The sequence below is a fragment of the Streptomyces sp. NPDC007084 genome (assembly GCF_040703595.1).
Taxonomy (GTDB): domain Bacteria; phylum Actinomycetota; class Actinomycetes; order Streptomycetales; family Streptomycetaceae; genus Streptomyces.
Genome location: NZ_JBEYFY010000098.1, coordinates 1 through 12,531, shown reverse-complemented (window position 1 = coordinate 12,531; position 12,531 = coordinate 1). Strand labels below are relative to the sequence as shown.

The 12,531-nt window shown below is 71.1% G+C and carries 5 protein-coding genes; 2 read left to right on the top strand and 3 right to left on the bottom strand.

Features of this window, described 5'->3' with window-relative positions; all coding sequences use genetic code 11:
• The first annotated feature begins 347 nt into the window (after positions 1-347).
• Positions 348-4,325, top strand: a complete 3,978-nt coding sequence (gene eccCa, locus AB0912_RS35100; protein WP_366707246.1) for a type VII secretion protein EccCa — start codon at positions 348-350, stop codon at positions 4,323-4,325.
• An 89-nt stretch (positions 4,326-4,414) separates the two neighbouring features.
• On the opposite strand, the gene AB0912_RS35095 is transcribed toward eccCa, so the two are convergent.
• Positions 4,415-5,545: a S8 family serine peptidase gene (locus AB0912_RS35095; RefSeq protein ID WP_366707244.1), complete on the bottom strand. Its 1,131-nt coding sequence runs from the start codon at positions 5,543-5,545 to the stop codon at positions 4,415-4,417.
• 185 nt (positions 5,546-5,730) lie between these two features.
• Here AB0912_RS35095 and AB0912_RS35090 point away from each other — a divergent pair, with 185 nt between their 5' ends.
• A complete protein-coding gene (locus AB0912_RS35090) occupies positions 5,731-9,075 on the top strand; it encodes a right-handed parallel beta-helix repeat-containing protein (protein WP_366707242.1) in 3,345 nt (1,114 codons plus the stop codon).
• A 90-nt stretch (positions 9,076-9,165) separates the two neighbouring features.
• On the opposite strand, the gene eccB is transcribed toward AB0912_RS35090, so the two are convergent.
• A complete protein-coding gene (gene eccB / locus AB0912_RS35085) occupies positions 9,166-10,698 on the bottom strand; it encodes a type VII secretion protein EccB (RefSeq protein WP_366707240.1) in 1,533 nt (510 codons plus the stop codon).
• Positions 10,699-10,716: 18 nt separating this feature from the next.
• Complete coding sequence (gene eccD, locus AB0912_RS35080; RefSeq protein WP_366707238.1) at positions 10,717-12,120, bottom strand: type VII secretion integral membrane protein EccD; 1,404 nt, start codon at positions 12,118-12,120, stop codon at positions 10,717-10,719.
• Positions 12,121-12,531 lie beyond the last annotated feature (411 nt).

Here is a 12,531-nt window from a genome sequence, read left to right as displayed (position 1 = left end):
TACTCACCGGCCCACCACCCCCACACCATAGGAAGGATGGTTTGTTCCGCCCTGCCCAACACCGTGTCACCACCTTGCCGAAACCTTGCACCCGTTCCGGGGCGCGCACCCTGCCTTCCATCTGGCATCGACGTGCTATCACCTGGTACGCCAACTGTCGTCGGTGGGAGCCGAGTTCGCAGCCTGACGCGTAGCGACGCCTCCCGGAGGCCACTGTGCGACGGTTACGCTGCGAGTGTTCTCCCGTCCTGAACCCGTCCGTGTGGTTCGGCACACCCACACGCCGGATCAGCGCGCGTGACGGTGTCAAGTACCGGAGCCCGGCACCCCGCCGAAGGAGACCGTCATTGAGCGTCGTACTGTTCCGCCGCCCCGCTCGCCGCCCGGGCCCCGACATGCCAGAGGGCGAGCTGAACCTGCAAGAACCGCCCACGCTCGCCGAGATGCTTCCCGACAGCTCGGCCATCTGGCAGTACCTGCCGATGGCCATGATGTCCGTCTCGTTCATGCTCATGTACATGCGGCCGGGCAGCAGCCAGGGCGGCAGCTTCATGTATCTGGCGCTCGGCCTCATGCTGGTCTCGTCGGTCGTCATGATCATCGGCCAGTTCATGAAGCGCAGCGGTGAGCGCAAGCAGCGCGTCAAGGCCGAACGACGGGACTACCTGCGCTACTTGACCCAGATCCGCAAGCGGGTCCGCAAGAGCGTGGGCGAACAGCAGCAGGCCTCGGCCTGGCGCCATCCCGAGACGAGGACACTCTGGTCCCTGATCGGCACCAGCCGGCTGTGGGAACGGCGCGCGGCGGACCCGGACTTCGGGGAGGTACGGGTCGCGGTCGGCGACCAGAAGCTCGGCCTCAAGCTGACACCGGCCTCGACCAAGCCGGTCGAGGACCTCGAACCGCTGAGCGCCCACGCGCTGCGCAGTTTCGTCCGCGCCTACTCGACGGTTCCCGACCAGCCGATCGCCGTCTATCTGCGCGCCTGGTCCCGTGTGCTCCTGCGCGGGGACGAGGACGCCGTACGGGCCCTGGTGCGCTCCGTCCTCATCCAACTGGCCGTCCTGCACTCCCCGGACGACCTGTGGATCACCGTCTGCGCGGCCGACGACCGCAAGCGCGAGTACGAGTGGGCCAAGTGGCTTCCGCACACCCTGCACCCGCACGAGAGCGACGCGGCCGGGTCCGTGCGCCGCGTGGTGTCCACCTTCAACGAGATGGAGGAGCTGCTCGGACCGGAGTTCAGCGAGCGTCCCCATTTCGACCCGGACGCCGTCCCGGGACGCGAGGAGCCGTACACGGTCATCGTGCTGGACGGAGTGGCCGCGCCCGGCGGTCATCTCCTGGACGGACCCGGCCTGCGCAACACCGTGGTCCTCGACATCGGCTCCTCGCTGACCTGGCGGCCGGGCCGCTCCACGCTCCGCCTCGACGTCAAGGAGGACGAGCTGGCCCTGGTCCGCACCGACCGTGAACGGGTGGAACGCAACACGGTCCTGGGCAGGCCCGACCATCTCGGCGTGGTGGGTGCCACGTCCCTGGCCAAACGGCTCGCGCCCTTCCGGCTCGGGCTCGGCGGCGACACCACCGAACCGCTCAGCACCGACGTCGAACTGACCACCCTGCTCGGCATCCCGGACCTGCACCGGCACGATCCGGACTCCCTGTGGAGCCGGCGCACCGCCTCGGAACGGCTCCGGGTGCCCATCGCGGTCTCCGGCGACGGACTGCCGGTCGAACTCGACATCAAGGAGTCGGCGCAGGGCGGCACCGGACCGCACGGCATGCTGGTCGGCGCGACGGGCTCCGGCAAGAGCGAACTGCTGCGCACCCTGGTGCTCGGCCTGGCGCTCACCAACTCCTCCGAGACCCTCAACTTCGTCCTCGTCGACTTCAAGGGCGGCGCCACCTTCCTCGGCCTGGACCGGTTGCCGCACACCTCGGCCGTCATCACGAACCTCGCCGACGAGTCGGCCCTGGTCTCGCGGATGCAGGACGCCCTGCACGGAGAGCTGATGCGACGCCAGGAACTGCTGCGCAGCGCGGGGAACTACACCTCCGCGCTGGAGTACGAGAAGGCACGCGCCGCCGGAGCCGACCTCGCCCCCCTGCCGAGCCTGTGCGTCATCGTCGACGAGTTCAGCGAACTGCTCTCCGCGCACCGGGAGTTCATGGAGCTGTTCGTCATGATCGGCCGCCTGGGACGCAGCCTCGGCGTACACCTCCTGCTCGCCTCGCAGCGACTCGACGAGGGCCGGATGCACCAGTTGGAGAGCCACCTCTCCTACCGCATCGGCCTGCGCACCTTCTCGGCGATGGAGAGCCGGGGCGTGCTGGGCGTGCCGGACGCCTACGAGCTGCCGTCGCAGCCGGGCGCCGGTTACATGAAGACGGGTGTGGAGGCGCTGCGCCGGTTCCGGGCCGCCTACGTCTCGGGGCCGTACCGCAGGCGCGGCAGCACGGCCAACCAGGCCCGGGTGGCCAGCCAGGTCGTGCCCTGGACCGTCGACTGGGTGATGCCGCGCGCGGTGCTCGACCCCGCCGCGGAGCCGGCTCCCGAGCCGGAGGCCGAGGAGGAGGAGAGCGAGTCGCTGCTCTCGGTTGCGGTGGAGCGCATGATCGGCGCGGGACCGCCCGCCCACCAGGTCTGGCTGCCTCCGCTGGACCTGCCCTCCACCCTCGACGAACTGCTGCCGGGGATCGCGCCGGACCCCGAACGGGGGCTCATGGCCACCGGATACCGGCATCAGGGCAAGCTGAAGATCCCGGTCGGGATCGTCGACCGGCCCTTCGACCAGACGCGGGACAACCTGGTCGTCGACCTTTCCGGCGGGGGCGGACACGTCGCCATCGCCGGCGGTCCGCAGAGCGGCAAGAGCACCCTGGTCCGCACCATCATGACCTCGCTGGCCCTGACCCACACACCGGGCGAAGTGCAGTTCTACTGCCTCGACTTCGGCGGCGGAACACTGTCCGGTCTGGCCCGGCTGCCCCATGTGGGCGGTGTCGCGGCCCGCCTCGACGAGGAGCGCGTGAGCCGGGTCATCGCCGAGGTCACGACGCTGCTGACGCAGCGCGAGCGGCTGTTCCTGGACAAGGGAATCGACACCATGGAGACCTTCCGGCGCCTCAAGGCGGCCGGGGAACTCCCCGAGGAGCGGCACGGCGACGTCTTCCTGATCATCGACGGCTGGTCGACCGTCCGCCAGGACTTCGACCGGCACATCCCCACCTTCAACTCCCTGGCCGCGCGCGGACTCAACTACGGCATCCACTTCATCGTCACCACGGCCCGCTGGGTGGAACTCTCCTCCTCGATCCGGGACCAGGCAGGCACCCATCTGGAACTGAGGATGGGTGACGCGATGGACTCCAACATCGACTCGCGCAAGGCGGCCACCGTGCCGCGGGTGCCGGGGCGTGGTCTGACGCGGGAAACCAAGCACCACTATCTGACGGCGCTGCCCCGCATCGACGGGCGGCAGAGCGGAAGCGATCTGTCGGAGGGCGTCGCCGACCTGGTCTCGCGGGTACGGGAGCACTGGTCGGGGCCGCCCGCGCCGCCCGTACGGATGCTGCCGACGAAGTACGCCCTGGCGGAACTGCCGCCCGCCGAGGAGAAGTTGAAGATCCCGGTGGGTGTGGAGGAGGAGCGCCTGAGCCCGGTCTGGCACGACTTCAGGGAGACCCCGCACCTGGTGGTGGTGGGGGACACCGAGAGCGGCAAGACCAACATGCTGCGGGTCATGGCCGAATCCATCATGCGTACGCACACGCCCGCCGAGGCCCGCATCATGGTGGTCGACTACCGCCGCGACCTGGTGGAGGCGATCCCCGACGAGTACCGCCTCGGGCACGCGGTCTCCGTCGACGCTCTCAAAGACCTGGTCGACGGCGCGGCCCGCGCGGTCAGGACCCGGGTGCCGGGCCCGGACATCACACCGTCGCGGATGCGGTTGTGCGACTGGTGGACCGGCCCGCGTCTGTTCATCCTGGTCGACGACTACGACATGGTCGGCACCGGTCCGATGACGCAGCCGTTCGCGCCTCTCCTCGACCACATGGCGCTCGGCTTCGAGGTGGGCCTGCACGTGGTCGTCGCCCGGTCCGCCGCCGGCGCCGGACGTGGTCTGAACGACGGGCTGCTGCGCCGGATGCTGGAGGTCAACACGCCCGGCCTGCTGCTGTCCTGCCCTCCCTCCGAGGGCTATGTGTTCGGCAACGTCAAGGGACGGCTGCTCGCCCCCGGGCGCGGCACGCTCATCTCGCGGCGCCGGTCCATGCAGGTGCAGACACCGCTCGTGGACATGGAGGAGAGCGCGTGAGACGCCTCGTACGGTTGTCGTGGCCCAACGCCCCTGGTGGGCGGCCCAAGCGTTCCTCGGGCCGCCCACCAGGGGACGCGATCTCGCGGTCAGCGGCCGGCGACGCGCCAGGACCGCCGGCGCCCGCGCGGCACGACCACCATCGCCGCGGCGACCAGGAGCAGGAAACCGATCGAGCCCGCGGCGATCACCAGCGCCCGGTTACGCGGGGCCGGCGACGCGGACTCGGGCAGCCGGACCCGGGCGTCCTCGCCGGTCTCGCCGGCCGCCGCCGGCCCGCTCCCGCCGCCGACCGCGCTGAGCGCGGCGTACAGGTCGAGGCGTGGTACGTCGGAGGGGTAGGCACTGTGCTCCAGCCGGTCCGCCGTCTGCGCGGCCGTCAGCTTGGGGTCGTGCGCCCGCACCAGGGCCGCGGCGCCGGCCACGCTGGCGGCGGCCAGCGAGGAGCCCGAGCCGATGAAGTGCCCCTCGCCGCCCGGACCGACGCTGACCACACTGTCGCCGGGTGCGGCGAGGTCGGGCGCGAACGCGTCCGGCGCCGACTCGGGCCGGCCGCCCCCGGGGCCGTAGTCGACCACGGAGAGGACCTGCGGGACGAAGGCGGGGAAGTACGGCCGTGCCGTGGGGTCGGACTGGCCGCTCTCGCTGTCCTCGGGGGCGATGTCCGGGGCGGCGGGCGCCACGACGAGGGCGTCACGCTCCATCGCGTACGCGACGGCCTCGGTCAGTGCCCGGCGCTCGTCGACGCTCGCCCGGCCGACGTAGATGACCTTGGCCCCCCGGTCGGCGGCGGTACGGATGGCGCCGGCGAGGGAGCCGCCCGAGGTGTACCCCTTGGCGTCGGTGCCGCGCACGGCGAGCACCCGGGCCTGCGGCGCGATGCCGACCACCCCGGTGCCCGGCCGGGGGGCGGCGGCGATCAGGCCGGCGGCGAAACTGCCGTGCCCCACACAGTCCTTGGCGGCGTCCCCCACCGCGTCCACCCGGCCCGCGAGAGCCGGGGCGCTCTGGTCGACTCCGGTGTCCACGACCGCCACCAGCACACCGGCGCCCTGGCTCAGCCGCCACGAGCGGCCGAGGTCCATGGCCGATCGGGTCCACGGCTTGGCCTCGGCGACGGTCTTCGACGGCTTCGCGCACTCCTCGTCCTTCTGCAGGATGCTGCGGACCGGGGGCAGCCCGACCGGATCTGTCGCCGCGAAGACAGGGGTCGTCGTCACCGTGGCGACGAGGGCAGCCGTAAGGGATATGGAATACCGCGGAATTCGAGCACGTGGCATGTTCAACATGGTAGGCGCCACACGGCTTTTGGACAGGGTGTGCCGAAGAATTCGGAATCCGGTTCACGTCACAGGGACCCGCTTCGGAGAGAAATCCCGGCTCCGGGCCTAGGGGAGGAATGAAAGTGTCACGGCAGGTACTCGTGGTCGGGCCGGAGGAATCCGACGGCTACACGACGATCACTGAAGCGCTGGCCGCGGCACGCTCCGGGGCGGTCATCCGCATCCGGAGCGGCCGCTACGCGGAGAACCTCATGGTCCGCACCCGGGTGACCCTCGTCGGCGAGGGGGAGAGCGGATCGGTGGAGATCTGCCCGCGCAGGGGCTCCGCGCTGGTCCTCGTCGCCGACGCCGTCATGCTCAGCGACCTCGTGCTGCGCGGCGGCTCGGAGGACGTCGCCACCATCGACGCGGCGCGCGGCCAACTGGCCATGGACGGCTGCACCGTCAACGGCAGCGGCTGGACGGCCGTACTGGCCCGCCAGACAGGGTCGCTGGCCCTGCGCAACTGCCGGATCACCAACCGGAGCGGCGCGGGCATCGTCGACACCGCCCCCACCGGGAGCGTCGTGGAGGACTGCCTTCTGGAGAACCTCGGCACCTCGGGCGTCGTACTGAGCGAGCACGCGCGCTCCTCGGTGCGCAACTGCCGTATCCGGGACGCGCGGGGCAACGGTCTGCTGACCAACGGCGAGGCACAGGGCACCTTCACCGACTGCGAGATATCCGGCACCGACAAGCCCGCCCTCGCCCTGGAGGGCAACAGCGCGCCGCAGGTCACCCGGGTCCAGGTGCGGGACGCGGCCATCGGCGTGCTGGTCACCAGCTCCGCCCGCCCGGTCCTGGAACACGTCACCGTGCGGGCCACCAGCGGGCCGGGCTTCGCCCTGTCCGACGGCGCCGACCCGCTCATGCGCTACTGCAGCGCCGACCGGACCAAGGGAGAGGGCCTGCTGATCGCCGAGCGCTCCCGTGGCACCTTCGAGGAGTGCTCCTTCACCGGCAGTCAGGAAGCGGCCGTCAAGGTGATCGGCAGCAGCACACCGACCCTGAACCGGATCACCGTACGGGACTGCGCGGCCGCTACCGGGGCCGTGCAGCTCGCGGAGGACTCGGCCGCCGAGTTCGACCACCTGGAGATCAACGGCGCGACCGGCGTCGCCATCTCCATCCGCACCACGGCCAACCCGCTGATCAGGCACGCCCGCGTCAGCGCCGCCCGCGGCGTCGGACTCGACGCGAGCGAGGACGCCCGGGGACGGCTGGAGATGAGCACCATCGAGCAGACCGAAGGCGTGGGCATCCGTATCGCCGACGGCGCGCAGACCCATGTCAGCGACACCGTCCTGCGGTCCGTGGGAGACATCGCCCTGCTCGTGGCGGAGGGCGGCGACGCCACGGTCCGCGACTGTGAGATCGACCAGAGCGCCGGCTCGGCGGTGATGGTGGCGGGCGGTGGCGAGGTGGCGCTGACCCGGGTGCGGATCAACGCGGCGGGCGCCCACGGCGTCTTCCTGGCGGAGGGCAGCCTCGCCGACCTGCGCTCCTGCGGGATCGTCGGCAGCACGGGCGACGGCATCCGCGTCGACACCGACGGGGCCGTCCTGGTCACCGGCTGCGACCTGCGGGAGAACCGCGGCGCCGGCGTGCGCCAGACCCGAGCCTCGGAGCGGCTGGAGATCGCCGACCTGACCAGCCTCGACAACGGCGCGCCCGACGCCTGGGGTGACGACGCCGACCTGACCGGCGGCGCGGCCCGTGGCCGGGGCGGCAAGAGCAAGAAGGCGAGCCCACTGGAGGAACTGGAGGTCCTGGTCGGTCTGGAGGGCGTCAAACACCAGGTCCGCACCCTGGTCAACCTCAACCAGCAGGCCCAGCGCCGGATCAAGCTCGGTCTGCCCGTGCCCACGATGAGCCGCCACCTCGTCTTCGCCGGCCCGCCCGGCACCGGCAAGACGACCGTGGCCCGGCTCTACGGCGGCATCCTCGCCGAACTGGGCGTGCTCCGCTCCGGTCACATCGTGGAGGTGTCCCGCGCGGACCTCGTCGCCCAGTACATCGGCGCGACCGCCATCAAGACGACGGAGGCGTTCAACGAGGCGCTCGGAGGTGTGCTCTTCATCGACGAGGCCTACACCCTGGTGTCCGGGAAAGGCGGCTCGGGAAACGACTTCGGTCTTGAGGCCATCGACACGCTCGTCAAACTGATGGAGGATCATCGCGACGATATCGTCGTGGTAGCGGCGGGATATTCCGGAGAGATGCAGGGATTCATTTCCGCTAACCCGGGACTCGCTTCCCGGTTCACCCGCACCATCGAATTCGACAACTACTCCGTGCCGGAACTCGTGACGATTACGGAGAACATCTGCGGAGACCACCGGTACGAACTCGGCCCCGGTACGTCCGAGGCTCTGGCGTCCCGGTACGAGAACATGACGCGGGACGAGACGTTCGGCAACGGCCGTGCCGCCCGCGGGGTGTTCGAGGAAATGGTGGACCGGCAGTCCTTCCGGCTGGCCGCCATGACGGACCCCACCGAGCAGGACCTCACTCTTCTTCTGCCGCAGGACGTCGTCGACGAGAACGCCTCGGCCGCCGAGGCGTCCGAGGGCCGGGAGGAGCTGCTGGCACAACTGGACGCGATGACCGGGCTCGGCGCGGTCAAGCAGGAGGTCGCCGACCTGGTGAACCTGCTGGCCGCCGCACGCCAGCGCGCCGCGGCGGGCCTGCCCACGCCGCGCATCGGCCAGCATCTCGTGTTCGCGGGGCCGCCCGGTACCGGTAAGACGACCGTGGCGCGTCTGTACGCCCGGCTGCTGCACGCCCTGGACGTCCTGCCCACCGACAAACTCGTGGAGGTGGCCCGCGCGGATCTGGTCGGGCGGTTCATCGGGCACACGGCGCAGAACACCAAGGAGGTGTTCCAGAGCGCGATGGGCGGTGTGCTGTTCATCGACGAGGCCTACACGCTCGCCCCCGAGGGAGCCGGCTCGGACTTCGGCCGCGAAGCCATCGACACGCTCCTGAAGCTCATGGAGGACCACCGCGACGACGTGGTCGTCATCGTCGCGGGCTACAGCGAGGAGATGGACCGGTTCCTCGACTCCAACCCCGGCCTGGCCTCCCGCTTCGCCCGCAAGGTGGAGTTCGAGAACTACACGACGGACGAGCTGGTCTCGATCGTGGAGCAGCACGCCACCACCTCCGGTTACGAGTGCGCCCCCGCCACGGTGGAGGCGCTGCGCGCCCATATCGCGGGTCTCCCACGGGACCGTTCCTTCGGCAACGCCCGCACCGCGCGCAAGCTGCTGGAAGGCATGCTCACCCGCCACGCCAGGAGGATGGGCGCCATGGCGAGCCCCTCGCTGGACGATCTGCGCAGGCTGCTGCCCGAGGACCTGCCCGAGGCCGCCGGGACCTCGACGGCACGGGCGGCCGACGTGGTGCAGGGCCTCACCGGGGCCTAGCGGGCCGGCCGATGACGGCGTGTGGCCGGTACCCCTGACCGACAGGGGTACCGGCCACACGCCGTCATCGTCGCTGCCGGCGGCCTCGGTTCAGTCCTTCTCCGGCGGCGAGGCCGACGCCGAGGGGGCCTCGGGTTCCGCGTCCTTCGCGCTGTCCGCGTCGTTGGTCTTCCCGCAGCGCGCCGCCGTGTTGGCCGCCTTGCCGTTCTCGGCGGCCTTGGGGGAGAGGTCGGGTCCGGTGGGCAGCATCGCGAGCAGCATGGAGGGCAGCTCCTGCGCGGCCGACGGGTCGAGGCCGAGCGCCGAGGCGGCCTCCGCGTCGGCGACGCGGTACTTGGCGCCCTCGTCGGTGACGAGGTACAGGGTGGAGCCCAGGTCTCCGCCCGCCGCGCTCAGCGCCCGGACCAGAGCGGCCTTGCCGGGGGCCGCGGTGATCCGGTCGACGGGCAGGCACGGGGCGCTGAGGAAGTCCGTGGCCGGCTGGGCCGTGATCCCCAGATCCTGGGTGCCGGCCAGGGCGATGCTGGTGCTCGGTCCCTTCCGGCCGGACGTCGCGGCCGAGAACCGCGCGCACAGCCCCTGGTCGGCGGCGGGGTGTACGGGCTCCGGTGGCGTGGCCGGCAGCCCCACACCGGTGTCGGCCTGCGCGTCGACGGGGGCCAGATGGTCCCCGAGGACCTCCGCGCCCACATCGGTCACCGTCGGGCGCGCCCCCTGGTAGGCCAGTTCCCGCGTCTTGGGGTCGCCCAGGGCGAGCGCGACCTCGGTCCGCGTGACCGGGACCAGGCCCTTCCCCGTCAGAACGTACATCTGTGTCCTGGCACCGGTCACGGCCACCTTGAACATCTGCCCGAGCCGGGTGGGCCGGCCGCCCAGGGACGGGCCCGGCTCACCGAGCCCGTCGACGGGGCGCGGGGTCAGGACGGGACCGGCGGGCAGGGAGCTGAGAAACGACGCGGAGACCGGCAGCGGGGCGACCGATCCATAACCCAGCGACTCGGCCGCTCCGCGTTCCGTGTCCAGTTGGAGCTTGCTGCCGCTCCACAGCAGGTACCTGTCGGCGTCCGGGCCCTTCACCAGCAGTCCCTGACGCTTGGTGAGGGGGGTTCCGGAGGCGGTGTGTCCCACGGCCAGGGTGGAGACCCACCCGCTGTCGTCACCCGGCGTCGAGCACAGTTCCCAGGGAGCGGAGACGAGGTCGCCGCTGCCCGCCAGCGTGTCGGGAGCGCCCGGAATACCCACGGGCGCGCCGTGCGGTGTGCCCGCCAGCGACTTGGTGCCCACGGACACAGTCTTCGCGTCCTTGCCGAGCAGCAGCTTCGCGGAGGTGTAGTTGCGCAGCGGACGCAGGCGGCCCGACAGGTACAGGTAGCGGGACCCCGTGTCCTTGTTGACGACGAGGGTCCCGTCCTCACGCCAGCCGCCCTTGGTCCCGGGGGAGATGAGCCCGATGACGAAGGCCCCGGCCGCGACGATCACGGCGATCACGATCCCGATGACGATGCCCCGGTTGGTACGCCCCTGTGGGCTCTCCGCCGAGTCGGGGTCGGCCCGGAGCATCCCCGAGGTCAGCCGGCCCATCATGAACATGTGTGCCTGTACTTGGTCCCGCTTGCTGTCCATCGAGCGAATCTCCCGGTCTCAGCCCTTGAGGCCGCGCAGGTACGAGTACACGCCGAGCACCCACAGCGCGAGGGGCAGCATGGCGATCGCCGTCGTGGAGTGCAGCAGTTCCGCGGCCCGTCCCCAGTACGGCAGCATGCGGCGCCCCGGCACGGTCCAGGCGGCGATCGAGATCGTGGCCGTCATGCCGAGCAGCCCGGCCGACAGGAGCAGTCGTCCCGTGGGGGAGGAATCCGAGGCCAGCAGACTGGTCAGCAAGGCGACCCCGAGGCCGGCGGGCAGACTGAGGATCAGCCGTTGCAGGGTGTTGCCCAGACCCCGGCTGTGCAGGAGCAGCAGGACCGACAGGACGGCGATCACCAGCAGTTCGGGCAGGTCCGGTTCCATCGCGAGGCCCACCACGGCGAAGCCGCACACGACCCCCGTGGCTCCGTACAGACCGGTCATCCACGAGTCCGCCACGATGGAGCGGGCCGCCACGGCCGAGGGCGAGTGCGGCTCGATGCCCTCCTGGAGCTGTTCGGCGTTCGAGGGCAGTGGTGGCAGGCGCAGCCCGGCGAGCCGGAAGGCGAGGGTCGGCACGAAGGCGCCGAAGACGACCGCGGTGAGGGCCAGTACGCCGGCCACCTCCGACAGGGAGAGACCGGTTCCGACGATCAGGACTCCCATGGCCGCCATGGCGAGGGAGACGAGGCTCGCCCCGGTGAAGAGGGTGGCGAAGGTTCCGACCACGGCGATGGCGAGCATGGCCCCGCCGGCTCCCGCCGCGCCCGAGGCGAGCAGCCGGGCGCCGAGCACCTCGTGCCCCTCGGTCGAGGCGCTGACCTCACCGCCGGGCAACAGCCAGCCCGCCAGGGCGACGGCGACTACGGCGGGGAAGCCCAGTGCGGCGCCGGCCCCCGCGTCGCCGACCGCCCTGCTGGCCGAGCCGGCGCCGGCGAGCAGGAGCAGGGCCACCGTGGTGGCGGCGACGGCGCGCAGGGGAGCGGAGGCTCCGGAGAGGAGCAGCAGGACGACCGCGCCGAGCGAGGTGGCGACCGCGAAAGCGAGCAGGGTGCGCCGCGACACGAGGGGAGTCCAGCCGTAGGCCTGGTCCCGCATCGTCGTGGCGATGCCGTCCACGAGGTCGTCGAGGCGGATCTCCGGAAGGAGTTCCGTGTGCGGTCGCAGCAGAACCGTCTCGCCGTCCTTGAGACCGAGGGAGTCGAGGCTGTTCTCCTCCTCCAGCCTTTCCCCGCTCAGACGTTGCAGGACCCAGCCGCCGTGTTCGAGACCGCTCTCGGCGAGCCCGTCGCCCGCGTGTTCCACCAGTGTGGGCAGCAGGTCGATCACCGGGATGTCCGAAGGAACGGCCAGGTCGACCGTCTTCTCCGGTGCCCGCACGGTGAGCCGGCACAGACCTACAGCGGCGCTATCAGCCATCACATCCCACGATCCTCGGTGTGCCGGGCCGGGCCTTCGAGCGGGTGCCGGCCGGAATCTTCAACCATCCGGCTCCCGACGCCTGTGGCGGGGCCGGCCGGGAGGACAAGAGTGTCCGCGAGGCTGACGCCCCCCGGCGTCGGCGTCGCGTCTGTCAGTGTGCAGCCTGCGCCGTTGCGACGCGAGCGACTGAGGCGAAGCGCTATCACCGAAGTAGCAGAGGTTCACGCCCCGGTCGCGCCGACGGGTGACAACTTCCGTGAACATTGGCGCAGTTGAGCGGCCTTCGATCGGCTCTCCCCCGGGCCTTGGCCACACGGGTGCAAGGTTTCGGCAAGGTGGTGACACGGTGTTGGGCAGGGCGGAACAAACCATCCTTCCTATGGTGTGGGGGTGGTGGGCCGGTGAGTA

Bases quoted from the DNA above. Each gene is read 5' to 3' on its own strand.
- eccB (WP_366707240.1), bottom strand. From the start codon at position 10,698: ATGGACAGCAAGCGGGACCAAGTACAGGCACACATGTTCATGATGGGC.
- eccD (WP_366707238.1), bottom strand. From the start codon at position 12,120: ATGGCTGATAGCGCCGCTGTAGGTCTGTGCCGGCTCACCGTGCGGGCA.